Origin of the sequence: Pseudomonas paracarnis (genome assembly GCF_904063055.1) — a bacterium.
In the GTDB taxonomy this organism is placed as follows: domain Bacteria; phylum Pseudomonadota; class Gammaproteobacteria; order Pseudomonadales; family Pseudomonadaceae; genus Aquipseudomonas; species Aquipseudomonas paracarnis.
Genome location: NZ_CAJFCN010000014.1, coordinates 91935 through 114157 on the forward strand (window position 1 = coordinate 91935; position 22223 = coordinate 114157).

23 protein-coding genes are annotated in these 22223 nt (G+C 62.1%); 15 read left to right on the forward strand and 8 right to left on the reverse strand.

What is annotated here, in order from left to right:
• The first annotated feature begins 5 nt into the window (after positions 1 to 5).
• The 3 genes from JMV15_RS23875 (at position 6) to JMV15_RS23885 (ending at position 3405) form a co-directional block, all read left to right on the forward strand.
• Positions 6 to 950: a N5-glutamine methyltransferase family protein gene (locus JMV15_RS23875; protein WP_102666272.1), complete on the forward strand. Its 945-nt coding sequence runs from the start codon at positions 6 to 8 to the stop codon at positions 948 to 950.
• A gap of 7 nt (positions 951 to 957) precedes the next feature.
• Positions 958 to 2076 carry a carboxylate-amine ligase gene (locus JMV15_RS23880; protein WP_106111275.1) on the forward strand — a complete coding sequence of 373 codons (1119 nt, stop codon included), beginning with the start codon at positions 958 to 960 and terminating at the stop codon, positions 2074 to 2076.
• Between the two features lie 84 nt (positions 2077 to 2160).
• Complete coding sequence (locus tag JMV15_RS23885) at positions 2161 to 3405, forward strand: zinc-dependent alcohol dehydrogenase (RefSeq protein WP_166405948.1); 1245 nt, start codon at positions 2161 to 2163, stop codon at positions 3403 to 3405.
• A gap of 396 nt (positions 3406 to 3801) precedes the next feature.
• Here the strand turns inward: JMV15_RS23885 and JMV15_RS23890 are convergent, their stop codons facing one another.
• Both JMV15_RS23890 and JMV15_RS23895 read right to left on the reverse strand, forming a co-directional pair.
• Positions 3802 to 4233, reverse strand: a complete 432-nt coding sequence (locus tag JMV15_RS23890) for a hypothetical protein (RefSeq protein ID WP_019816809.1) — start codon at positions 4231 to 4233, stop codon at positions 3802 to 3804.
• A gap of 91 nt (positions 4234 to 4324) precedes the next feature.
• Positions 4325 to 5113: an AraC family transcriptional regulator gene (locus JMV15_RS23895; protein ID WP_014718855.1), complete on the reverse strand. Its 789-nt coding sequence runs from the start codon at positions 5111 to 5113 to the stop codon at positions 4325 to 4327.
• 85 nt (positions 5114 to 5198) lie between these two features.
• Between JMV15_RS23895 and JMV15_RS23900 the strand changes: the two genes are divergently transcribed.
• The 3 genes from JMV15_RS23900 (at position 5199) to JMV15_RS23910 (ending at position 7950) form a co-directional block, all read left to right on the forward strand.
• On the forward strand, positions 5199 to 6197 hold the full coding sequence (locus tag JMV15_RS23900) for a bile acid:sodium symporter family protein (RefSeq protein WP_034127750.1): 999 nt from the start codon (positions 5199 to 5201) through the stop codon (positions 6195 to 6197).
• An 87-nt stretch (positions 6198 to 6284) separates the two neighbouring features.
• Positions 6285 to 6647, forward strand: coding sequence for a type 1 fimbrial protein (locus tag JMV15_RS23905; protein ID WP_014718853.1), 363 nt, complete (start codon positions 6285 to 6287; stop codon positions 6645 to 6647).
• Positions 6648 to 6759: 112 nt separating this feature from the next.
• Positions 6760 to 7950: a sugar transporter gene (locus JMV15_RS23910; RefSeq protein WP_038450480.1), complete on the forward strand. Its 1191-nt coding sequence runs from the start codon at positions 6760 to 6762 to the stop codon at positions 7948 to 7950.
• 164 nt (positions 7951 to 8114) lie between these two features.
• On the opposite strand, the gene JMV15_RS23915 is transcribed toward JMV15_RS23910, so the two are convergent.
• Positions 8115 to 9314, reverse strand: coding sequence for an NAD(P)/FAD-dependent oxidoreductase (locus tag JMV15_RS23915; RefSeq protein ID WP_201491934.1), 1200 nt, complete (start codon positions 9312 to 9314; stop codon positions 8115 to 8117).
• 111 nt (positions 9315 to 9425) lie between these two features.
• A complete protein-coding gene (locus JMV15_RS23920; protein ID WP_032902879.1) occupies positions 9426 to 10421 on the reverse strand; it encodes a GlxA family transcriptional regulator in 996 nt (331 codons plus the stop codon).
• A gap of 285 nt (positions 10422 to 10706) precedes the next feature.
• On the opposite strand from JMV15_RS23920, the gene JMV15_RS23925 reads away from it, so the two are divergent.
• Together JMV15_RS23925 and JMV15_RS23930 are read left to right on the forward strand one after the other, a co-directional pair.
• Positions 10707 to 12260: a DUF726 domain-containing protein gene (locus JMV15_RS23925; protein WP_201491935.1), complete on the forward strand. Its 1554-nt coding sequence runs from the start codon at positions 10707 to 10709 to the stop codon at positions 12258 to 12260.
• Positions 12261 to 12302: 42 nt separating this feature from the next.
• Positions 12303 to 13622, forward strand: a complete 1320-nt coding sequence (locus JMV15_RS23930; RefSeq protein WP_201491936.1) for an Nramp family divalent metal transporter — start codon at positions 12303 to 12305, stop codon at positions 13620 to 13622.
• A gap of 75 nt (positions 13623 to 13697) precedes the next feature.
• On the opposite strand, the gene JMV15_RS23935 is transcribed toward JMV15_RS23930, so the two are convergent.
• The gene (locus JMV15_RS23935) at positions 13698 to 14630 is read right to left on the reverse strand and encodes a LysR family transcriptional regulator (protein ID WP_014718847.1); all 933 of its coding nucleotides are present in this window, start codon (positions 14628 to 14630) and stop codon (positions 13698 to 13700) included.
• Between the two features lie 119 nt (positions 14631 to 14749).
• Here JMV15_RS23935 and JMV15_RS23940 point away from each other — a divergent pair, with 119 nt between their 5' ends.
• The 6 genes from JMV15_RS23940 to JMV15_RS23965 all read left to right on the forward strand — a co-directional run bounded on the left by JMV15_RS23940 (position 14750) and on the right by JMV15_RS23965 (position 18079).
• The gene (locus JMV15_RS23940; RefSeq protein ID WP_014718846.1) at positions 14750 to 15238 is read left to right on the forward strand and encodes a DMT family transporter; all 489 of its coding nucleotides are present in this window, start codon (positions 14750 to 14752) and stop codon (positions 15236 to 15238) included.
• A 4-nt stretch (positions 15239 to 15242) separates the two neighbouring features.
• Entirely contained in the window at positions 15243 to 15698 is a 456-nt protein-coding gene (locus JMV15_RS23945; protein ID WP_201491937.1) for a DMT family transporter, read from the forward strand.
• 88 nt (positions 15699 to 15786) lie between these two features.
• The gene (locus JMV15_RS23950; protein ID WP_019816816.1) at positions 15787 to 15957 is read left to right on the forward strand and encodes a putative metallothionein; all 171 of its coding nucleotides are present in this window, start codon (positions 15787 to 15789) and stop codon (positions 15955 to 15957) included.
• Between the two features lie 114 nt (positions 15958 to 16071).
• Entirely contained in the window at positions 16072 to 16848 is a 777-nt protein-coding gene (locus JMV15_RS23955; RefSeq protein WP_019816817.1) for an AraC family transcriptional regulator, read from the forward strand.
• Between the two features lie 69 nt (positions 16849 to 16917).
• Entirely contained in the window at positions 16918 to 17091 is a 174-nt protein-coding gene (locus tag JMV15_RS23960) for a DUF1427 family protein (RefSeq protein ID WP_014718843.1), read from the forward strand.
• A 28-nt stretch (positions 17092 to 17119) separates the two neighbouring features.
• Positions 17120 to 18079, forward strand: coding sequence for a quinone oxidoreductase family protein (locus tag JMV15_RS23965; protein WP_014718842.1), 960 nt, complete (start codon positions 17120 to 17122; stop codon positions 18077 to 18079).
• A 151-nt stretch (positions 18080 to 18230) separates the two neighbouring features.
• On the opposite strand, the gene JMV15_RS23970 is transcribed toward JMV15_RS23965, so the two are convergent.
• Together JMV15_RS23970 and JMV15_RS23975 are read right to left on the reverse strand one after the other, a co-directional pair.
• On the reverse strand, positions 18231 to 19262 hold the full coding sequence (locus JMV15_RS23970; protein ID WP_014718841.1) for a purine-nucleoside phosphorylase: 1032 nt from the start codon (positions 19260 to 19262) through the stop codon (positions 18231 to 18233).
• A 14-nt stretch (positions 19263 to 19276) separates the two neighbouring features.
• Positions 19277 to 20227, reverse strand: a complete 951-nt coding sequence (locus JMV15_RS23975; RefSeq protein WP_032872109.1) for a nucleoside-specific channel-forming protein Tsx — start codon at positions 20225 to 20227, stop codon at positions 19277 to 19279.
• Positions 20228 to 20440: 213 nt separating this feature from the next.
• On the opposite strand from JMV15_RS23975, the gene JMV15_RS23980 reads away from it, so the two are divergent.
• The gene (locus JMV15_RS23980; RefSeq protein WP_201491941.1) at positions 20441 to 21253 is read left to right on the forward strand and encodes an aminoglycoside phosphotransferase family protein; all 813 of its coding nucleotides are present in this window, start codon (positions 20441 to 20443) and stop codon (positions 21251 to 21253) included.
• On the opposite strand, the gene JMV15_RS23985 is transcribed toward JMV15_RS23980, so the two are convergent.
• Positions 21235 to 22182, reverse strand: coding sequence for a helix-turn-helix domain-containing protein (locus tag JMV15_RS23985; protein ID WP_201491938.1), 948 nt, complete (start codon positions 22180 to 22182; stop codon positions 21235 to 21237). The two genes, JMV15_RS23980 and JMV15_RS23985, sit on opposite strands and share 19 nt — an antisense overlap.
• Positions 22183 to 22223 lie beyond the last annotated feature (41 nt).

Here is a 22223-nt window from a genome sequence, read left to right on the forward strand (position 1 = left end):
TGCCTATGTCTGCGCAACAACTGGCTGATCGTGCCTTGTTGAATTTGGGCCGCGGGTTGAAGGAGGGTGGTTATCGCTTTATCACGCCAACGCCCTTGACCCATGAGCGTGTCTATCGGCGGCTGGCGACGCCCCTGGCAATGACGCTGCGCGATGTGTTCGGTTGGTCGATGCCGTTCGATCAAGGCCTGCTGCCCGAGGCCCTGCGTGAAGAATTGCAGCAAGCGGATGTGATCGAAAAGCACGGCGCGCTATGGCGCAGCGCAGTGCGATGGTCGAGCCTCGACGAGCTGCTGTTCGCCCATTCGCCTTATCCCACCGACCAGGCGGACGCGGTGTTTTTCGGCCCCGACAGCTATCGCTTTGCCCAGGTAATCGAAGCTTACCTGCAACAACGTTTCGAGCCGCTCAAGCGCGCCGTGGACATCGGCTGTGGCGCCGGCGTCGGCGCGCTGGTGATTGCTAAAGCCCGGCATGACGCCCAGGTGCTGGCGGTGGATATCAACCCCCGTGCCCTGCGCATGACCGCGGTGAATGCCGAGCTGGCCGCGCTGAATAACGTCAGCGTGTACCACAGTGACGTGCTGGCCAGTGTGGAGGGCGAATTCGACCTGATCGTCGCCAACCCGCCGTACATGAAAGATGACCGCCAGCGCGCCTATCGCCATGGCGGCGGCGCCTTGGGGGAGCAGTTGTCGCTGCGCATCGTCAGTGAGTCCATCGGGCGCCTGGCCCTGGGCGGTAGCCTGCTGCTGTATACCGGGGTGGCGATGGTGGCCGGCAGCGACCCTTTCCTGGAGGCGGTCAAGCCACTGCTAGGCAGCGACGCCTACGGCTGGACCTACCGCGAACTGGACCCGGACGTTTTCGGTGAAGAACTGGAAAAGCCCGGCTATGAGCAGGTGGAGCGCATCGCCGTGGTCGCACTGACTGTCACCCGATTGCGCTGAATACCCGATGCTCACCTTTGGCATTGAAGAGGAATACTTCATCACCGACCTGCACAGCCGCCAGATGGTCGGCGAGCCCTCGGCGGCGGTGCTGGCAGCCTGCCGCGAAGCGATTGGCGCAGGCTTCTCGTTTGAGATGTTCCAGGGCCAGATCGAGGCGGCCTCTCCGGTGTTCACCTCCAGCGCCGAAGCGGCGGACTACTTCCGAGCAGTACGCCGCAACCTGGCGCAATCCCTGGCTGAGTTCGGCCTCGGTGTGGTGTGCGCCGGCAGCCACCCCCTGGCCGATTGGCGTGGTCAACAGCCGACCGATCAGGCGCATTTCCGGCAACTGTTCGACGATATTCAATATGTAGCGCGGCGCAGTGTGTTGTGCGGGCTGCATGTGCATGTGCAGGTGCCTCAAACGCTGGACCGTATCGCGGTGATGAACCAGGTGTCGCCGTGGCTGCCGTTGTTGTTGCTGCTCAGTTGCTCATCGCCTTTCTGGGACGGCGCGCCCAGCGGCTTTATGAGCTACCGCCAGGCCGCGTGCGACGAGTGGCCCCGCATGGGCGTGCCGGAGCACTTTAGCGACTGGGCCGAGTACCTGCGCTACCTGGCCCTTTTGCAGCGCATCGGCGCGATCAAGGCCGATGGCAATGGCTGGTGGGGCATTCGCCCGGCGGCGCGTTACCCCACCCTGGAACTGCGCATGACCGACGCCTGCCCACGGCTGGCGGACGCCTTGGCCCTCGCCACGCTGTTTCGGGTGATGGTTACCCATGCCTGCGCGATGCAGCGTCCTGGCGCTGGTTTCAGTGCCGAGGCGCGCTGGCTGCTCAAGGAGAATCGCTGGCAGGCCAAGCGTTATGGGGCCGCTGGCACCTTCGCTTTGGACGACGCAGGCACCCTGGGCAGCGCTGAGCAATGGCTGCAAGGCGCCAGGCAGACCTTTGCCGCCACCGCTGAGGTCATGGGCGAGCCGCTGCTGTTCGATACCCTGCAGGCGCTGCTGCGACGCGGCAACAGCGCGGCCGAGCAGTTGCGCTGGCAGGCCCAGGCCCAGGCCAGCGGCGCCGATGCGCTTGCCAGCTTGCGCCAGGTGGTCGACCTGCTGTTGGCCCAGACTCGCGGCGACCATTGATCGGGTCTTGATCGAGGTTGATGGAACACTGAGGGGGCTGCTCTGCCCTTAATGAATAACCCCTCAACGGCAGGAGCGCAGAGCATGCGAGCGATGACTTACCAGGGCGCACACAAGGTGCAGGTGGATACCGTGCCCGATCCGATGATTGAACAACCCGACGACATCATTCTGCGGGTCACCGCCACCGCGATCTGTGGCTCGGACCTGCATCTGTACCGGGGCAAGATCCCGACCGTGGAGCACGGCGATATCTTCGGCCATGAGTTCATGGGTATCGTCGAAGAAACCGGCCCGGCCGTCACCGCCGTGCAACCCGGCGACCGCGTGGTGATTCCGTTCGTGATTGCCTGTGGCGATTGCTTTTTCTGCCAGCTCCAGCAATTCGCCGCTTGCGAAACCACCAACGATGGGCGCGGTGCGATCCTGAATAAAAAAGCCATCCCGCCGGGTGCCGCGCTGTTCGGCTACAGCCGTTTGTATGGCGGCATTCCCGGCGGCCAGGCGGAGTGGGTGCGGGTGCCCAAGGCCAACACCGGGCCGTTCAAGGTGCCCGGCACCCTGGCGGATGAGAAGGTGCTGTTCCTCTCCGATATCCTGCCCACCGCCTGGCAGGCAGTGACCAATGCCGGCATTGGCAAAGGCTCTAGTGTGGCGATTTATGGCGCCGGGCCGGTGGGCCTGCTCAGTGCGGCTTGCGCACAAATGTTGGGCGCCGAGCAGATCTTCATGGTCGACGACCATCCGTATCGTTTGGCCTATGCGCAGAAAATGTACGGTGTGATCCCGATCAACTTCGAAGAAGACGAGGACCCGGCGGACACCATCATCCGCCAGACCGCCGGCATGCGCGGCGTCGATGGTGTGGTGGACGCGGTGGGTTTCGAGGCCAAGGGCAGCACTACAGAAACCCTGCTCACTGCCCTCAAGATCGAAGGTAGCAGCGGCAAGGCGCTGCGCCAGTGCATCGCCGCCGTGCGTCGCGGTGGCGTGGTCAGTGTCGCCGGGGTGTATGCCGGGTTTATCCATGGCTTCATGTTCGGCGATGCCTTCGACAAGGGGCTGACCTTCAAGATGGGCCAGACCCATGTGCAGCGGTTCTTACCGGAGTTGTTGGAGCACATCGAGCTGGGGCATCTGCACCCGGAGGCGATCATCACTCACCGGCTGCCCCTGGAGCAGGCGGCGCGGGGGTATGAGCTGTTTGATAAAGCCGAAGAGGAATGCCGCAAGGTGATCCTGCTACCGGGTGGGAGCGACCGGCCGCTGACCGAGCCAGTGGACGAACTGACCCCTGAGTTGCGCGTACAAGGTGTTCCCGGGTTCTAGGCCAATAACCGGAAAAATGTGGGAGCTGGTTTGCCTGCTATAGCGGTGGTTCAGTTGAATATTCAGTGACTGACGCGCCGCCTTCGCGGGCAAGCCCGCTCCCACAGGGGATCTGTGCCGGACGCTGATTTTGTGGGCAATGCATGACCAATGTGGGAGCTGGCTTGCCTGCGAAGACGGCATGACAAGCAATACCTATCTACCTGACACCCCACAATCCTACTGTGGGAGCGGGCTTGCTCGCGAAGGCGGCCTGACAGTCAACACAGTTGGAATGTGTACATATCCATTGCTGCGGTAACGGCCACTGTTACTGCACTACCGCTTTCGCAGGCAAGCCAGCTCCCACATGGATCTTCTTTGCTTCAAAAGTGGTATTTCCCACATTAGCCTGTGTCAGGCCGTGGCTTGCGGCTGGATGCGCAGTTCGCCGTCGACATCCTTGACCAGCCCACTGGCCACAAACAACGGCGCCAGGCGTTTGTGCAACTGCGGCTCGACAAACTCTTTCACCGTATCCAGCGCCAACACGCCACTGAGCGGCAGCTCGGCTTTGGTGTACGACAACCATGCCTTTTTCAGCGCCATCAATACATCACTGCCTGCCGTCGAAGCGAAGCGGCGGTGCACGGGCTTACCTTCGAAGGCGAAGGTATGTTGGAACTCATAACTACTTTCATCACCACCGCTGGCAGCGCAGCGCACGCAGGTGCAAGGGCCGTCACCGAAGGCGCTGCGCAGGTAGGCGTTGAAGTCCACCACGGGCTTGAGTGACAGGCGCTTATCAACCTCGAACAGGTCCCCGGTCATTTTTTCGTCAGTGTTCAACGTCCATTCCTCGCAGTCGGTTGCTGTGTCTCAAAGCGCGGCACAATACCAGCCGAGCGTGGGTTTGGGGATTATTTGCGTCGCGGGAGGGTCAGCGGAAGAACTCACCGGGGGTGGAATCAAACTGCTGACGAAATGCATTGATAAAGGCTGAGGTCGATTCATAGCCACACCCCAATGCCACATCCGTCACCCGCTCGCCTTGTTCCAGGGCGGGCAGGGCGCTCAACAGGCGCAGGCGCTGGCGCCATGCGCGAAACGTCAGCCCGGTGTCACTCAGGAACACCCGACTCAGGGTCTTTTCACTCACCTCCAGCTTGCGGCTCCACTCGCCCAACGTCGTCTGCTGCTCGGGATGCAGGTTGAGGCTGCGGTAGATCTGTCGCAGCCGTGGGTCGTGAGGCAGTGGCAACATCAAATCCACCTGGGGGGCGGCGGCGAGTTGATCGAGCAGTACCTGAGCCAGGCGCCCGTCCGGCCCGTCCTCGGTATATTCCACCGGCAATTGGCTGAAGTTGCGGATCAGCTCGCGTAGCAAACTGCTCACCTCCAGCACCTGGCAACGCTCGGCGGCCCAGGCGGTGACGCTGCAATCGAGGTATAAGCTGCGCATTTCCGTATGGGGTGAACTGAACACCCGATGGGGCATGCCGGCCGGAATCCACACCGCGCGCTGCGGTGGTGCGACGAAACGGCCAACGCTGGTCTGGATCTCCAGCACTCCGGAAATCGCGTAGGACAGCTGCACCCACGGGTGGCTGTGGCGTCGCGTCAGCGCACGGTTGGGCAAGGATTCAGTACGCCCGTACACCGGCCTCGGCAGGCTGGAAAGCCCTGGGACACTGCGGCGAACGGCTTTTTCATGTCCTTTAGGCGGCATTTACTGGCTCATTGGCGTTAGTCGGTAACAGGTGGTTACGTTAGAGTCGTCGCGACGCTCTTGGCAACCCCTGGAAGAATTGCTTATGACCCGGCCCCGGTTTCTCCCCGACAACTTCACCCTCACTCTGATCGCCACGGTGATCCTCGCTTCACTGCTGCCCGCCAGCGGCCAGACCGCCGTGGCGTTCGGCTGGGTCACCAACCTGGCCATCGCGCTGCTGTTTTTCCTCCACGGCGCCAAGCTGTCGCGCAAGGCTATCGTCGCCGGTGCCGGCCACTGGCGTTTGCATTTGCTGGTGTTCAGCCTGACCTTCGTACTATTTCCGTTGTTGGGCCTGGCGCTCAAGCCAGTGCTGTCGCCGTTGATCGGCAACGAGCTGTACATGGGCATGCTCTACCTCTGCGCCTTGCCGGCCACTGTGCAATCGGCGATTGCCTTTACCTCCCTGGCCCGCGGCAACATCCCGGCGGCCATCTGCAGCGCGGCGGCGTCCAGCCTGTTCGGCATCTTCCTGACGCCGCTGCTGGTAGCGCTGCTGCTCAACGTGCATGGGGATGGCGGCTCCACAGTCGATGCGATTGTCAAAATCAGCGTGCAGTTGTTGCTGCCGTTCATTGCCGGGCAAGTCGCCAGCCGATGGATCGGTGGCTGGGTCGGGCGTAACAAAGCCTGGCTGAAATTCGTCGACCAGGGCTCGATTCTGCTCGTGGTCTACGGGGCTTTCAGCGAGGCGGTCAACGAAGGCATCTGGCACCAGATCCCGCTGTGGGAGTTGGGCGGCTTGGTGGTGGCTTGCTGCGTGCTGCTGGCCCTGGTATTGGTGGCGTCTACGCTGCTGGGCAAGGCGTTTGGCTTTAACCAGGAAGACCGCATCACCATCTTGTTCTGTGGTTCGAAGAAAAGCCTGGCGACCGGCGTGCCGATGGCGCAGGTGCTGTTTGCCGGGGCGAGCATGGGCGTGTTGATTTTGCCGTTGATGCTGTTTCACCAGATCCAGTTGATGGTCTGCGCGGCGTTGGCCCAACGCTATGCCCAGCGGCCGGAGAGCATCCCCGAGTTAATGGGGCAGGTGGATCCGTGATGCACCTCTCATTCGCGGGTAAATAAGCTCAAGTTAACCGGCGTGACGACGACTTACTTCTTAACTAACCCAAGAAGGAGTGTCGGCATGAACGTTCGTCGTGTAGCGGTAATGACTGGCCTTCTGGGGCTGTGGGCAAGTACCTGCGGCGCCGCACAAACCGTGGGGCAGGGCACCATCAGGTTCAGCGGCGCCATTGTCGAGTCAGGGTGTGCGACAAATGCGCGCAGCGGTTCAGTGATGGAACTGCGCGGCTGTGCCCAATCCAGTCGTGGCAGCCGAATCGAGGTGCGCAGTGTGGCGCCGGTTGTCAGTGTCGATGCACCCCATGTGCGGCTGGTGGCGGACAGCGGCAAGGGGCGCTATTACGATCAGCGCTATGTGTTGGTAGACAGCGCCGGCAAGCTCATCCAGTCAGGCAACTACATCATTACCATGACTTCGCCGTAGGCCGCCGGGCGACGATCCGCAGCAACAGCGGTGCGAGAAACCTATAGAATGCTCGGCGGCGGCGCTTGTCCTGGGTGGCCGCTTGATCACCGTCAGAGTACCGCGCCCGTCAATGAGCCTTTCAGCCGCAACCCCACAAGCCAATTGGCAACCGGTCATCGCCCTTGCGCTGGCCGCGTTTGTGTTCAATACCACCGAATTCGTCCCCGTCGGGCTGCTCAGCGCCATCGGCGCCAGCTTTGACATGCCCGTCGCCAGCGTCGGCCTGATGCTCACCATTTATGCGTGGATCGTGTCGCTGACCTCGCTGCCGGTGATGCTACTGACCCGCAACGTCGAACGGCGCAAATTGTTGATTGTGCTGTTCGGTCTGTTTATCGCCAGCCATATCCTCTCCAGCGTCGCCACCAGCTTCGGCTTGCTGATGGTCAGTCGGGTCGGCATCGCCCTGGCCCATGCGTTGTTCTGGTCGATCACGGCTTCGCTGGCTGTACGCCTGGCGCCAGAGGGCAAGCAGGTGCAGGCCCTTGGCTTGCTGGCCACCGGCACATCCCTGGCGATGGTGTTGGGCATTCCCTTGGGCCGCCTGTTGGGCGAGGCCATGGGCTGGCGCACTACCTTCCTGGTGATCGCCGCGTTCGCCGCAGCCCTGGTGTTCTGGCTGGGGCGCACCTTGCCGCTGCTGCCCAGCCAGAACTCCGGCTCCCTGCGCAGTCTGCCGCTGCTGTTCAAGCGTCCTGCGCTGGTGGCGCTCTATGTGCTGACCGCAATGACCGTTACCGCGCAATTCACCGCCTACAGCTACATCGAACCCTTCGTCGAAGGCGTCGCCGGCCTGGGCGGCAGTGCCGTGACCCTGATCCTGCTGGTGTTCGGTGGTGCTGGCATCATCGGCTCGTTGTTGTTCAGCCTGGTGCATCGCCTCAACCCCCACCTGTTCGTGATCGGCGCAGTGTCTATCCTCGCCGCGTGCCTGGCGCTGATGCTGCCGTTGAGCGGCGCCGAGTCTTACCTGGTGGGGCTGAGTATTTTCTGGGGCATGGCGATCATGGGCTTTGGCCTGGCCATGCAGTCCAAGGTGCTGGTGCTGGCACCGGACGCCACCGATGTGGCCATGGCGATGTTTTCCGGGATCTACAACATCGGCATCGGCGGTGGTGCGTTGATGGGCAGTTGGGTCGGCAGCCACTTCGGCTTCGCCTGGATCGGCGCGGCGGGCGGTTTGCTGGCGGGGTTGGCGTTGGTGGGGTATTGCCTGGCGATTCGGCGGTTTGGGCTGGGTGGTGCCCCGATGCCAAGCTGATCGCCCCGTATCCACCGGATAACTGCAGACTTAATGTGGGAGCTGGCTTGCCTGCGATGGCGGTGTGTCAGCCACTGCATCTGTTGCTGCGCGACCGCTTTCGCAGGCAAGCCAGCTCCCACATTTGATCTTCACTGCCTTGAGCAATGCGTTCGCTGACTTTCCTACGCCACCGGAATCAACGGATCCGCCGCCGCCAGTGCCACTGCTCTATCCGCCGCCGGTGGGTAGATCCACACGCTATTGATCTGCTGTTTGAGTTCCTTGGCTTCCTGGCCCACCAGCTTGAGCTGACGGTCCCAGCCTTCGGTGTACACCGCGCCCCAAGCGCCGAGGTCGAGGCAGGTCACGTATTTGGGTTGGCTGTAGGCCATGGGGGCCACGCCGATCAGATCGGCGGCGACGTTGTTGCCGGCGTAGCGGCCCAGGGCGATGGCGTGCTGGCAGGACATGGCAGCGAAGTTGCCCAGCGCGTCTGTGGCGGCGTAGGCCACGTCGCCAGCGGCGAAGATGGCAGCCTGGCCCTTGACCTTGAGGTGGGCGTCCACGTGCAGGCGGCCCTGGGGATCGCGGGTGCCCTCAACCTGTTCGGTCAGCGGGTTGGCGCGAAAGCCGATGGTCCAGATCACGGTGCTTGATTCAATCCGCTGCCCATCTGCCAGGGTCACGCCACCGGCATCCACCGAGGCGACCGAGGTGTTCAGTACCCATTCAATCCCCAGCTCGCGGCTGGCTTCGATGATCGAGGGGCGTATGCCATCGCCCATCGACGCGGCAATCTGCGGCCCGCGGTCGACCACGATCACACGGATGTTGGCCGTCTCACCCAGTGCCGCACGCAGGCGCGCCGGCATTTCGGTGGCGGTCTCGATACCGGTAAAGCCGCCGCCGGCCACCACCACGGTATTGCGGGCCGGACTGTCGGGCAGATTTTTGAGGGCCTTGATATGGGCCTCAAGGCGCGCGGCGTCTTCGATCTGATCCACATCGAACACATGCGCAATGCCGTCCATGTTTGGGCGGTTCAAGCGGCTGCCGGCAGCCACTACCAGGCGGTCGTAGCTGAGGGTGGCCGGGATGCCGGCCGCGTTGCGGTAGGTCACTTGCTTATTAGTGGCGTCGATGCTGTCGGCGGCGCCTTGCACAAAGGTCACGCCCACAGCGTCGAACAGCGCATCAAGCGGGGCCAGCATGGTATGCACATCGGGCTCGTAGAACCGCGGGCGGATACGCAGTTCTGCTTGGGGGGCGAGCAGGCTGATACGCACATCGTTGCGGTCGTGTTTATCCAATAGCCGAGCGGCGCTCAAGGCGCTCCACACGCCACCAAACCCAGCGCCGATGATCAGAATATGTTGTTTCATGGGGTTGCTCCAGAGACCAGGTAAGCCGCAAGGCATTGCCGGATCACTGTAAAAGCAGCAGGGTCTGTCCGAAAGGACAGATAACCCTGGATGACTGCCAGGTCAGTCGGCCTAGCGGGAAAAACGCTCGCGGTAGTCGCGCGGTGAGATGGCCAGCTGGCGGTGGAAGGTGCAGCGCATGCGTTCTTCGTCGCCAAACCCGCACAGCCCGGCGATCTGCTCGATGCTGCGCTGTGAGTCTTCAAGCATGCGGCGCGCCGCTTCCATGCGAAACAGCTCAATGGCCTTGGCCGGGGTGCGACCGGTTTTTTGCTTATACACCCGGGCAAAATTGCGTGGGCTCATATGGCTCTGCGCGGCCAAGCGTTCGACGCTGAGGTCACTGTCGCGCAGGTTGTCGCTGATCCAGGCATGCAGCGCATCAAAGCCGGCGCTGTCGGCGGTTTGCGCTTGCAGCACCTGGCTGAACTGCGCCTGGCCACCGGGGCGCTTGAGGAACACCACCAGTTCGCGTGCCACTTGCAGCGCCACTTCGCGCCCGCAGTCGGCCTCCACCAGCGCGAGCGCCAGGTCGATCCCGGCACTGACGCCCGCCGAGGTCCACACCTGGCCCTGCTGCACGAAGATCGCGTCCACGTCCACCTCGATGCTCGGGAAGCGTTGCTTGAGCAGCTCGCACATGGCCCAATGCGTCGCCGCGCGGCGACCCTCCAGCAAGCCCGCCAACGCCAGCAAAAACGTGCCGCTGCACACCGACGCGGTACGTCGCGCCTGACCGGAGGCGTTGCGCAGCCAGTCCACCAGCGCAGTATTGTCCAGCATGGCTTGCTCAATGGCGGGCGCGCCGGGTACCACCAGGGTGTCGATGGTGGCTGGGTCCAACTGCGCTAAAGCCACAGTGTCGACGCTCAAGCCTTCGGCGGTTGGCATCAGCCCGCCCGCCAGGCTGGCATTGTGCAGCACATAACCTTGCAAACCGCGTTCGGCCATGGCCTTGGTGGCGGCCCAGAACACCGTTTGCGCGCCGGTCAGGTCGAGCAAACCCATCTGCGGATACGTCAGGAACACCAAGGTGCGCGGTTGGGCCAATGGGGAGAGTAGGGTCATACGCTGGCCAGTTGCTCGATCTGGCTCAAGGTGCGCAACTTTGCACCCATGCCCCTGGTAAATGGCTTGAGTTGTTCAACTTTGGACGTCATGACAGTGGTCTCCGGTAAAGGGGCAGGGCGCTGTTTTACCATGCCCCCCAGACAGTTTAAGCAGTCGCGCAGCGTTTGGTCTTGGTTGAATACTGTTTTGGCCAGGCCCTTCTGCAAGCGTCGGTCAGGATTCACCGTTCTGATCGCCTCTGTTTGTTACTATCGCCATCCCGTCAACCGGAGTCGCCGCCCTATGCAACAACAGTGGGATGAAATGCACCGCACCCGCAAGCCCACGTTCGTCCTGTGTGGCGAGCCCCAGGGGGATGTGCTCAATCTCTATGTTCACGGTTACTCGGCGTTCTTCAACCGCCAGCAACTGGGCAACTTCAAGCAGCAGTTGGCGGGTATCGAAGGCTCGACCAACTTGATGCTGTTCTGGCCGGCGGGGCATTTTCTGGAAAACCTGTTTGCACCGTTCAAGGAGGTGCTCGCCTCGCTGCTCGGCGGTGGCGGCCTGGGCGCGGCGACGGTGGGCGTGGGCAAGGCTATTGCCTATTTTCTCGACCATTACAAAAGTGTCGAGGCACGGGTGGATGAAGTGGCCAAGACCTTGTTGCCCGAACTGGCCGGCTACCTGCACAACCAGGCGCTGCCGGTGCGGCGCATCAACCTGATCGGCCATTCCCTGGGCGCACGCATTCTGGTCAAGAGCCTGCTGGCCAGCCCCGAGATCGCTCGCGAATTGCCGTTGAATAACCTGTTGTTGATGGGCGGCGCGATCTGTACTTCGAGCCCGTGGGACGAAGTGTCGGCGCCGCTCAAGGGGCGGCTCATCAACTGCCATTCCAGCAAGGACTGGGCGCTGGCCATGAAGCCCGATACCGAGCGTTGCATCGGTCGCTATGCGATTGACGTGACGCCCGCGCTCAAGGCCAAGGTCACCAATGTGCACCTGGCCAGCTTCGATCATGCCGCCTATTGGCCGCAGTTGAAGACGGTGGTGCAGTACACCGATTTGCTGCAGGAACGGCGCGGCATGATCCGTGTGGACTCGCGCAGCAGTGACGTGCGGTTTGCCGAAGCAGACGTGGACCTGTACCCGGCGTTGGTGCAAGCGCGGCCGGAGGAGCTGAAGTTTCTTGCCGAACTGATGGCGCAAAAGCGCAGTGCTGCGATTGATGCCAGTGTGCGTGAACCGTTGAAACTGGCCATTGAATTGCAGCGCATGGGCGGTGATAGCTTTATGAACCTGGCCCGTGGCCATGGCGTGGGCTATCGCCAGATTGCCGAAGATGTGGCGCAACGCCTGGGCATCAAGTTCGACCAACCACTTGAGCATGTGGCGCTTGCCGAGATCGAAGGGCAGGTCGCAGAAACACTGGTCGAGCAGTACAAGGACAAACTCAGCCGCGCTGATCGTCAGGCGTTCGAGGCCGAGCTCAAGGCGGCGGCACAAAAAGAGCAGGGGCTGTTCAACCGGTTCGATCTGGGGCGTTCGGCCACCACCGCCCTGAGCGGCACGGCGTTGGCCGGGCTGACAGGGTTTATCCTGCGGCGCGGTGCGGCCACGGCGATTCCGGTAGTGGGCCAGGCGCTGGCTGCGGCGATGTTGCTGGTAAGCGGCGTTCGGGCGTTTTCCGGCCCGGCGTATTCGATCACCACCTTGGCGGTACTGGTGGTCGGCGTGATCCGCCAACGCATGGAGCGCGAGGCGCTCAACCAGGAACTGGAGCTGGTGGTGCAAGTGGTGGAAGCGTTTGACCTGCCGCGAGACACGGTGATGCGCACGGTCGCGTCCGACTGATAAGCTGCTGCCCAAGTCTTGTGTATTTGCCTGGAATACCGCGTGAAATTCAGCCTGCCGAAAATCGCCACCGCCCCGTTCTGCCCGCCGGAAGTGGCCGGCTCTGTCGCTGTTGATCCCAAGGCCTCGTTTTTTAAACGGGTGCTGATGTTCGCTGGCCCCGGCCTGTTGATCTCCATCGGCTACATGGACCCCGGCAACTGGGCAACGGCCATTGAGGCCGGTTCACGCTACGGCTATAGCCTGTTGTTTGTGGTGCTGCTGGCCAGCCTGGCGGGGATGGCGGTGCAATGCCTGTGTTCGCGGCTGGGCATCGCCACTGGCAAGGACCTGGCGCAACTGTGCCGTGAGCGCTACAGCCAGCGCTCTGCTCGTACCCAGTGGGTGTTGGCGGAAATCTCCATCATCGCCACAGACCTTGCCGAAGTGCTCGGCTGCGCCCTGGCGTTTCACCTGTTGCTGGGCGTGTCGCTGACCACCGGCATTGTCATCACGGCATTCGACACGCTGTTGATCCTGGCCCTGCAAAATCGCGGTTTTCGGCGCCTGGAAGCGATCATGCTAGCGCTGGTCGCCACCATCGGCGTGTGCTTTTTCATCGAACTGGTGCTGATCAAACCCTACTGGCCCGACGTGCTCAGCGGGTTCACCCCGTCACTGTCGGCCATCAGCGATGCGGCGCCGTTGTACCTGGCCATCGGCATCCTCGGCGCCACGGTCATGCCCCATAACCTCTACCTGCACACCTCTATCGTGCAGACCCGCCTGATCGGCAAGGACCTGGCGAGCAAGCAGGATGCAGTCAAGCTGGCGCGTATCGATACCATCGGCTCCCTGGCCTTGGCGCTGTTGGTCAACGCCGCGATCCTGGTGCTAGCCGCAGCGGCCTTCTACAAGACCGGCCATACCGATGTGGTGGAAATCCAGGACGCCTATCACCTGCTCGACCCCTTGGTCGGCGGTGCTTTCGCCAGCGTCCTGTTCGGTATCGCCTTGCTGGCTTCGGGCCAGAGTTCGACCTTTACCGGCACCATCGCCGGGCAAGTGATTATGGAGGGTTACCTCAACCTGCGCATACCCTGCTGGCAGCGCCGCCTGATTACCCGTGGGCTGGCGCTGATCCCGGCGTTTCTCGGGGTATGGCTGATGGGTGACGATGCTATCGGCAAGCTGTTGATTCTCAGCCAGGTGGTACTGAGCCTGCAATTGCCCTTTGCGTTGTACCCGTTGATCCGCATGACCGGCGACAAGCAATTGATGGGGCCGTTCGTCAACCGGTTGCCCACGCGGCTGCTGGCGTGGTTTCTGTTCGCGGTGATCAGTGGGGCGAATGCGTGGTTGATCGGGCAGTGGTTGTTCTGAGCCAGGGTTGAGTCATGTGCTCTTTTTCTCAACCCGGCCTTCGAACAGTTTGCGCTCCGTCAGGGGCGGTCACACTCACCGATCCCAATACGGCACCGTCCCAAAACACTCCACGAAATAGTCGATCACCGTGCGCACCTTCAGCGACAGCCTGCGGCTGCCCGGCCACAACGCAGCGATCTGTTGGGGCTCCAGGGTTGTCGCGACCTCGTACTCACTCAGCACCGCCTGCAAGGTACCGGCGCGCAGGCTTTCGCCAATCAGCCAGGACGGAAACACCACCAGGCCCAGGCCTTGTTCGGCGGCGTGGGTGAGGGTGTCGGCGTGGTTGCCGGTGATGGGGCCGCTGACGCTGTAGGCAGTCCAGTCGCCTTGGCCGCGGCGGAAGAACCAGCGCTGCTGACCGGTGATGCCTTTGTAGGCCAGGCAATGGTGGTGGGCCAGTTCGTCAGGGTGGCGCGGCGTGCCATGTTGGGCCAGGTAAGCAGGGCTGGCCGCGATGCGAAAGCGTTGCGGCGCGAAGATGCGCGCCTGCATGCCCGAGTCATTGAGCACGCCGATACGAAACAGCAGGTCGGTGCCATCTTGCAGCGGGTCGACGAAGGTGTCGGTTTGCTGGATATCCAGCTGCAACTTCGGGTAGCGCCGGCACAGCGCTCCCAGCCAGGGTGCAAGGTGGCGCTGGCCGAACACCATGGGCGCGTTGATGCGCACCAGGCCGCTGGGCTCGCTGTCTTGCTCCTGCAGGGCCTGGTTCGCCGTCTCCAACTGCTCCAGTAGCAAGCGTGCGTGGCGGCCCAGCAGGCGGCCGGCTTCGGTGGGGCTGACGGCACGCGTATGGCGGTAGAGCAATTGCTGGCCGACGGCCTGTTCCATCAGTTGAATCTGCCGCGAAATGGAGGAGGGCGCCAGGCTTTCGCGGCGGGCCACTTCGGAAAAGCTGCCTTGGTCCAGCACGGCCACAAACAGGCGTAGCGCCTTGAAACTCAGTTCATTCAAGCCCTGCATCATCTCTCCAGGCTGTGCGTTTTACGCAAAGGTGTTATCCGCATACTCCCATTTATCGCACAGCGCGGCCACCGGATAATGCGCGCCATGTTTTTCCTTTTTTGATACACGGGTGATGTATGCAGGCACGTTCTACCGAAGGCCTGGCGCAGGCCAGGCCGAGCAACAACCTTTTACGGCTGCTGCTGTTGCCGTTGGTGATTCTGGCGGGCATGGGCCTGTCGGTGGAGGCCGGGTTGCTCGGGCCATTGGGCGCGCAGGTCGGGCATTTGTGGGCGACGTTGAGCATCTTTGGCGTTGGCACGGCGATTCTGTTTTTACTGCTGCTGTTCAGCGGCCCGCAAAAGGGCCCGGCATTCACGCAGCTGCCGCGCTGGCAGTTGATCGGCGGGTTTCTGGGGCCGATGTATGTAGTGGTGTTGACCCTGGCTACACCGCACATCGGCATCGCGATGACCATGATCGCGATTCTCTCGGGCCAGGTGGGCAAGAGTGTGTTGATCGACCACTTCGGCTGGTTCGGCACCGCGCGCAAACGGGTCAATGGCGAGCGCTGGATCGCGTTGGCGTTGATTGTGGCGGCACTGGTTCTGATTGCACGAGGCTAAGGCGATGAATCTATTTATGTTGTTGGTGATGGTGATTGCGGCGGGGGCGGTGCTGAGTGTGCAGGCCGCTATCAATGGGCGTCTGGGCCAGACTGTGGGAGTGTTGCGCAGCAGTCTGTTGACTTTCGCGGTGGGCGCGCTGACCACGACGTTGTTGATATTTTTCTTCGAGCCGGCCCAGGCCGTCAGCCTGCTGGAGGTGCCAAAGTGGCAATTGACCGGTGCCCTGTTTGGCGTGGTGTACATGATGGTGATGGTCGGCGCGGTGCCGGTGGTCGGTACGGCCGTCGCCACGGTGGCCGTGATTGTCGGGCAACTGGGCATGGGCATGTTGATCGACAACTTTGGCTGGCTGGGCAACCCGGCGATCGAGCTGTCGGGCAGTCGTATCCTCGCGATGCTGTTGCTCGCCCTGGCGTTGGTGTTCATGTACCGCAGTAATAGCCGCCGGGCCGACTGACGGCGCTGAACCATGCTTGCTTGCCCAGGGTCACTGCTTAAGGTGCGGCGCTCGCCGCATCGGACGACCATGAACAAGGAGTCTGACCATGCCAGATCAAACCTGTGCTTGCCCTCACTGCAAATGTGTACTGGGCGCTGACGCAATAATGAAAGACGGCAAGGGCTATTGCTGCCAGGGCTGTGCCGAGCACCATGCTCACGGTGAACCCTGCGCGGCGGCGACGGGATGCGAATGCGCCAAGTCGGCCCACGGTTGACAGGATTGACCTGCAGGCCCGGGCACCCGGTGCCTGCAGGATGAGTAAAAACAGTTCGCTTGCCGGCGACCAGTCTTTACCATGGTCGCCCGTCCTTGTTTGATGTGTACCGCCATGGCCCTGGCCGCGCCCCCCGACCTTAGTGATCACGCCGTTCCCGTGCAGCCGTTGGCGCGTACCTACCCGCGTGGGTTGTACGTAGAACCGCACAGCCACGATTGGGGCCAGTTGCTCTACGCCATGAGCGGTGTGATGTGGGTCGAGACGCCCCGCGAAGCCCTGGTAGTGCCGCCCCAGCGTGCAGTGTGGTTGCCGCCGGGGGTGGAGCACGGGATCCGTGTGGTCTCCGATTTGCAGATGCGCAATATCTACCTGCGCCCGGCGTTGGCGGCGACGCTGGACAGCCAGGTGCAGGTCATCGAAGTGGGCCGCTTGTTGCGGGAGTTGATCGTGACCTTGGTCGAGCAGGGTGATCACGGTGATGCGGTTTACTATGACGCTGTGGTGGGCCTGGCTCTGTTGGAGTTGCAACGCGCACGGCGCTCGCCTATTCGCATCGCCATGCCGGTGGCGGCGGATCGTCGGCTGATCAATGCGTGCCAGGCGGTCATGGCTGCGCCTTCCCTGGACATCCCGTTCGAACAGCACGCCGAGGCAGCGGGCGCCAGCGTGCGCACCCTGGCGCGGCTGTTCCAGCAGCACCTGGGCATGGGGTTTGCCCAGTGGCGCCGTCAGGTGCAGTTGGCCACGGCGGCTGCGGAGTTGATCCAAGGCCAGTCGGTGAGCGGCATAGCGCGCACCCTGGGTTACTCGCCCAGCAGCTTCAGCGACATGTTCCGACGCGAATTGGGCGTGTCGCCGTCGCAGTACCGGAGTTGGCCGAAATCCTGAAGCACTTGGCCGATACCCACGGTAGGTGCGCCCTAGACTGAGCCCATCAATCCACCGGGCGCAGCCTTCATGAGCTATTTGATTTCCTTGGCCATCGGCCTGTTTGTCGGCGTGATCTACGGCGCGCTGGACTTCCGCTCGCCTGCACCGCCCGCTATCGCACTGGTCGGCCTGATGGGCATGCTGCTCGGCGAAAAGCTCTGGCCCATGGCGCGGCAGTTGGTCAGTGGTTGGTTGTCCTGATCCCTTTTCCCTTCCACGGATGCCCTCTATGAACGCACTGCAATTTACCGACACCGGCGACCTCGCCCACCTGCGCCTGGTGGAGGTGCCCATGCCGGTACCGTCTGCCGACGAAGTGTTGGTCAAGGTCAACGCGGCGGGCCTGAACCCCAGCGACGTCAAAAACGTGCTTGGCCGTTTCCCCTACACCACGCTGCCACGCATCCCTGGGCGTGACTTCGCAGGCGTGGTGGTGGAAGGCCCGCAGGCATTGCTCGGCCAGGAGGTTTGGGGCACCGGTCGTGACCTGGGGTTTTTCGCTGACGGTTCCCATGCCCAATACCTGCGCGTGTCAGCCAAGGGCGTAGCGCACAAACCCACGCACTTGAGCTTTGCCCAGGCGGCCAGCCTCGGTGTGCCCTTTACCACCGCCTGGGATGCCCTGGAGCGCAGCGGCGTTGGCAAGGGCACGCGCTTGCTGGTGATCGGCGCCAACGGCGCGGTCGGCAGTGCGGCGTTGGCGCTGGCGAAGATACGCGGTGCGCAGGTATTGGCGGCCGTGCGCAAGGCCGATCAGCTCGAGTTGTTGCAGGCCCAAGGGCTGGAGGCGATTGCCTTGGGCAAGCCGGAGGAACTGGGCGCGCAAGTGCAGGCCGTGTTCAATGGCGGCGCCGACGTGATCTTTGACACTACCGGTTTCTGGCTGCCTGCCGCGGTGGCGGGGCTGGCACCGTTCGGCCGCATCGCCATCATCGCCGCCCCGGTTGACGGCCACGTGCAGTTACCGGCCCTGGCGCTGTACCGTAAGGGCGGGTCGGTGGTGGGGATCAACTCTTTGCTCTATAGCTGCGAACAATGCGCGGTGATGCTGGAGGCGTTTGGGCGCTTCTTTGATGAAGGCCTGTTGCCGCTGCCTACGGGGTTGCGTGAAGTGGCGTTGGTGGAGGGTGTTCAGTGCTATGCAGAAGTGAACAACGGCAGCCCAGACAAAATCATTTTCCTGCCCTGATGGGATAGAAATGTGGGAGCGGGCTTGCTGTGGCGAGGGAGCTTGCTCCCGCTCGACAGCGCAGCTGGAGCCGGCTTTTTTGGGGGCGCTACGCACCCCAGCGCAAGCAAGCTTGCTCGCCACAGCAAGCCCGCTCCCACAATGTTGATCTTTATTCGGTTTCGGGAACGCCTTTTTCCCACGCCGACCAGTTCTTCACAATCGCTTGGACCAACGGATTGCCCGTGCGGTACAGGTTTTCCAGCGCCGGTACAAACCCACCCTGATCGGCATACTTGAGCAGGTTGTCCACTTCGCTGTAGCCAGGGTAAGGCCGGTCAAAGTCAGAGCCTGCGCGCACCACGGCCAGACGCTGGATATCCACCAAGCCTTCGCGGCTGGCGCGCAGCAGCGCTTCGTAGGTGGAGTTGTCCTCCTGTTGGGTGGTGCAGTATTCGCCTTTATTGTCGGTGAGCAACTGGGTCCAGACTTCGGCACGTTCGCTCAACCGCGTGCCGGAAAACCAAGTGTTGCCCGCCAGGGTGTCGCAGCGGGTGACTTGCGGCGGCTGGTTGGCCGGGGCGGCGGGGTAGTGTTTGCGCCAGGCGGCGGACTCTGTGCTTTCTGTCAGCTCCACCTTGTGCGACAAGGCAAACGCCTTAGCTTGCAGCTTTTGGTTGAGCTCAAACACTTCGGTCTTGTAGTCCAGCGGAGGTTTTTCGTTGGGCCCCTTGGTGTTGATCCCGATATAGCCCGTCGGCCAGTCCTTGGGCGCATCCCGTGAATCCAGCTCCCACTGCGTGCCGAACTCCACCAGGTAATGGGCCCAGGCGGCGGTGCCGATGGTGCCGTGCTTGGGGTTGATGCCGGCGATCCCGGCGATCAGGAAGTAGCTCTGGCGCAGGTCGAACTTGGGCGACAAGGCCAGGGCCAGGGTAGATGCGGCAGCGTTGGTCTGGCCCATGCCGGTCACCAGCAGGCACACGTCCTGGTTGTTGCAGCGAATCACTGGATATTCGGCGGACAAGCCTGGAACGCGTACTTCTTGTTTAAGTTCGAGGCGGTCGATCCAGGTTTGCGCCTCGGGGGCAAACATGGTGATCAGCATCACCTTGGGTTTGATCGGTGCTGGGCTATCCGCCAGCACCATGTGGGGCAATAGGGCCAGGCCGAAGGCCAGCGAGACACGGGTCAATGCGTTCATCTACAGCTCCTTGATCAGAATTGATAGCCCACGCCGGCGTAGTAACCCCAGCCGTCTGAGCGTGCGCGGAAGTTGCCTTCGCCGAAATTCAACTCGCTGCCGTCCTCCCAGTTGCCGCCGTTGTGAAAGTAACGGCCGACCAGGGTAAAGCGCAGATGGGTAAACGAGTACAGCAACACGTTGGTGGCCACCAGGGAATTGGCGGTGCGCGCCGGGTTGTCCTTGTGCAGGTCCGAGCCGAAATCGTAGTTGGTGAAACCGATGTAGGTCAGCGAGGCGCCGTTGTCGAACTTGCCGATGGGCACGATGTACTTCATCTGCGCTCGGTAGCCGTCCCAGGAATACTCATTGCTGGCGCCGTAGTTTTCCCACTGGTAGCGCCCGTAGAAATTGGCCGACAGGTTGACCCTCGAATGGGTGTCGATATCGGTACCCAGGCCGCTGTACAGGGTGTTGGCGCGGTTTTCCTTGCGGCTGCCGTGGTCGTAGATCCAGTCAAAGGCCACATACCATTCCTTGAATGGGCCAATTGCCAGGCTGCGTCCTGCGAGGTAGTCGATGGAGATCCGCGGTTCATGCTCCATGAACACCGGCGAGCCATGGTCCCACACACCTTTGTCATTACTGTTACCGATGGTGAGGATCTTCGGTACATCGATATAGCCGTACAACTCAAAGGGGCCCTTGCGCCCGAAGTACTCGTATTCCAGGTAGACGTCATCTTGAGGCTTGGGGCCGAAACTGATGTCTTTGCTGCCGATCAGCGTGAGGTCCTGGTTGAACCACTCGGACAGATACACGCCTTTTTTCGCCGGGGGGTTGGCTTCAGGGCTGAGGGTTTCGCCCTGTGCTGAGTCATCCACGGGCTTTTCCTGCGCCAAAATGGGTGCACTGAGTACTCCCGTAACGGCGGCCAGTAGCAACGAAACGCCAAGACCAGCACGAGGCTTTGAGGTGGGGTGCATTGAAAGTCCTTATTCTTACGCGGTTTAAACCCGATTCGACGGGGAGGAGTGAACTTGGCGGTCAAGTTCGTTCCGCAAACGTTTGCACAGGTTGTACCAACTTGGGTCAATGGTTTGAACCGTTTAGAAAAAAGAGCAATTAGCCGACGCTTTGGTCAGGAAAACACTGGGATTTCTGTCATCCTGATGCGTCACCCCTGTGGAGGAACCTTGATGTTCGAACACTACCTGCGTGCCTGGGAGCTGAGTGCTGATGGACAGCCTATCGTCACACCCGGCAGCGACCTGTTGCCGGTCCGCTGGAAAGGCGTGCCGGCGATGTTGAAAATTGCTCATACCCCTGAGGAAAAACTCGGCGGCCGCCTGCTGAGCTGGTGGGCAGGTGACGGCGCGGCACGGGTGTTCGCCCATGACCACACTGCAGTGTTAATGGAACGCGCAACGGGCTCAGGTTCCTTGATGCGCATGGCCCTCAATGGTCAGGACGACGAAGCCAGCCAGATCGCCTGCGCAACCCTGGCCCGGCTGCATGCGCCTCGTGTGTCGCCGCCCGAAGGGTTGGTCGGGCTGGATGAGTGGTTCCGATCCTTGTGGCACGCCGCCGAACAGGAGGGCGGTGTCTTACGCGACTGCGCGGCGACGGCCCGGACATTGCTGGCTGCGCAACAGGAGGTTGTGGTACTGCACGGTGATTGCCATCACGACAATATCCTCAACTTTGGCCCTCGTGGCTGGCTGGCGATTGATCCAAAGCGGGTGATGGGCGAGCGCGGTTACGATTACGCCAATTTGATCTGCAATCCGGACTTGCCGACCAGTAGCGATCCACTGCGTTTCAGCCGCCAGGTTGGGGTTATCGCCCTGGCGGCCGGCCTCTCACGTCCGCGTTTGTTGCAATGGGTGGTGGCTCATGCCGGGTTGTCTGCCGCCTGGTTTCTGGAAGACCAGGAGCGCGAGCGTGCCATGATTGAGTTGCAGGTTGCCCGTCTGGCACAGCAGGCACTGGCTCAAGGGGCGGACGAGTAGGGCGGCGGGTGATGGGCAACCGGGGTGAATAATTGAAGTGCGGCCTGTCGCCGGTACTCACTCGGCGTCTGGTGCATTTCGATACGAAAGTGGCGATTGAAATTCGACAGGTTGGCGTAACCCACCTCAAAGCAGATGTCCGCCACTGACATCTGGCTGTGCAACAGCAAGCGGCAGGCACGCTGCACGCGGAACTTGCGCATCAGGTCGATAAAGCCGTGGCCGGTGTTGCGTTTGAAAAACCGCGAAAAGCCAGGTTCGCTCATGTCCAGCTGCCGGGCGATGTCCGACAGGCGTACATCGCCGGTCAGTTCCCGCATCAGGTAGTCAAGCGCCTTGTTGATACGTTCGGCGCTGCGCGCATCCAGGGTCGGTGCGTAGCACGGGCTGGTCAGGGTCTTGGCCTGTGAGGGCGGGGCGTTCTTCAGCGTATCGAGCAGTTGCAGAAATAGGGTCAGGCGTTGCAGACCATGGGCATTGCCGATGGCCTCCATCAGCCTGGCGGCGTGTGTGGCGGTTGCTCCGGTGAATTCGAGGCCGCGTCGCGCCTGTTCAAACAACGCCTGTAACTCGCCCAGTTCCGGCAGGGTGGTGCGCAGAGCGAGCAGGGCGGCGCCGTCGAATTGGAGCACCACATCACGCCCGTGCAGGTATTCGCCGGGGGCCAGGTCGCCGATCCAGTCGTGAGGCAGGTCAGGGCCGATCAGTGCGACATGCCCTGCGCTGAACGCACCGATATAGTCGCCCGCCACCAGCTTGCCGCTGCCTTGGCGGATCAGGTGGATTTCGAATTCAGGGTGGTGGTTCCAGCGTGCCAGTTCATAGGGATAGTCATGTTCGAACCAGCGAAAACCATGTTCCGGTTCGGTCAGGATCACCTCAAGCTCCGCAGGGCGATGCTCGAACAGGGTGGCGGGGCTGACGGGCATGATGCTGCCTCTTGTGGTGGTGCAATTTTCCCAAAATACCC

What these genes read in the sequence shown, in the direction of transcription:
- JMV15_RS23875 (WP_102666272.1), top strand. Translation starts at nt 6, where the DNA reads ATGTCTGCGCAACAACTGGCTGATCGTGCCTTGTTGAATTTGGGCCGC.
- JMV15_RS23880 (WP_106111275.1), top strand. Translation starts at nt 958, where the DNA reads ATGCTCACCTTTGGCATTGAAGAGGAATACTTCATCACCGACCTGCAC.
- JMV15_RS23885 (WP_166405948.1), top strand. Translation starts at nt 2,161, where the DNA reads ATGCGAGCGATGACTTACCAGGGCGCACACAAGGTGCAGGTGGATACC.
- JMV15_RS23895 (WP_014718855.1), bottom strand. Translation starts at nt 5,113, where the DNA reads ATGCCGCCTAAAGGACATGAAAAAGCCGTTCGCCGCAGTGTCCCAGGG.
- JMV15_RS23900 (WP_034127750.1), top strand. Translation starts at nt 5,199, where the DNA reads ATGACCCGGCCCCGGTTTCTCCCCGACAACTTCACCCTCACTCTGATC.
- JMV15_RS23905 (WP_014718853.1), top strand. Translation starts at nt 6,285, where the DNA reads ATGAACGTTCGTCGTGTAGCGGTAATGACTGGCCTTCTGGGGCTGTGG.
- JMV15_RS23910 (WP_038450480.1), top strand. Translation starts at nt 6,760, where the DNA reads ATGAGCCTTTCAGCCGCAACCCCACAAGCCAATTGGCAACCGGTCATC.
- JMV15_RS23915 (WP_201491934.1), bottom strand. Translation starts at nt 9,314, where the DNA reads ATGAAACAACATATTCTGATCATCGGCGCTGGGTTTGGTGGCGTGTGG.
- JMV15_RS23920 (WP_032902879.1), bottom strand. Translation starts at nt 10,421, where the DNA reads ATGACCCTACTCTCCCCATTGGCCCAACCGCGCACCTTGGTGTTCCTG.
- JMV15_RS23925 (WP_201491935.1), top strand. Translation starts at nt 10,707, where the DNA reads ATGCAACAACAGTGGGATGAAATGCACCGCACCCGCAAGCCCACGTTC.
- JMV15_RS23935 (WP_014718847.1), bottom strand. Translation starts at nt 14,630, where the DNA reads ATGCAGGGCTTGAATGAACTGAGTTTCAAGGCGCTACGCCTGTTTGTG.
- JMV15_RS23940 (WP_014718846.1), top strand. Translation starts at nt 14,750, where the DNA reads ATGCAGGCACGTTCTACCGAAGGCCTGGCGCAGGCCAGGCCGAGCAAC.
- JMV15_RS23945 (WP_201491937.1), top strand. Translation starts at nt 15,243, where the DNA reads ATGAATCTATTTATGTTGTTGGTGATGGTGATTGCGGCGGGGGCGGTG.
- JMV15_RS23950 (WP_019816816.1), top strand. Translation starts at nt 15,787, where the DNA reads ATGCCAGATCAAACCTGTGCTTGCCCTCACTGCAAATGTGTACTGGGC.
- JMV15_RS23955 (WP_019816817.1), top strand. Translation starts at nt 16,072, where the DNA reads ATGGCCCTGGCCGCGCCCCCCGACCTTAGTGATCACGCCGTTCCCGTG.
- JMV15_RS23960 (WP_014718843.1), top strand. Translation starts at nt 16,918, where the DNA reads ATGAGCTATTTGATTTCCTTGGCCATCGGCCTGTTTGTCGGCGTGATC.
- JMV15_RS23965 (WP_014718842.1), top strand. Translation starts at nt 17,120, where the DNA reads ATGAACGCACTGCAATTTACCGACACCGGCGACCTCGCCCACCTGCGC.
- JMV15_RS23970 (WP_014718841.1), bottom strand. Translation starts at nt 19,262, where the DNA reads ATGAACGCATTGACCCGTGTCTCGCTGGCCTTCGGCCTGGCCCTATTG.
- JMV15_RS23975 (WP_032872109.1), bottom strand. Translation starts at nt 20,227, where the DNA reads ATGCACCCCACCTCAAAGCCTCGTGCTGGTCTTGGCGTTTCGTTGCTA.
- JMV15_RS23980 (WP_201491941.1), top strand. Translation starts at nt 20,441, where the DNA reads ATGTTCGAACACTACCTGCGTGCCTGGGAGCTGAGTGCTGATGGACAG.
- JMV15_RS23985 (WP_201491938.1), bottom strand. Translation starts at nt 22,182, where the DNA reads ATGCCCGTCAGCCCCGCCACCCTGTTCGAGCATCGCCCTGCGGAGCTT.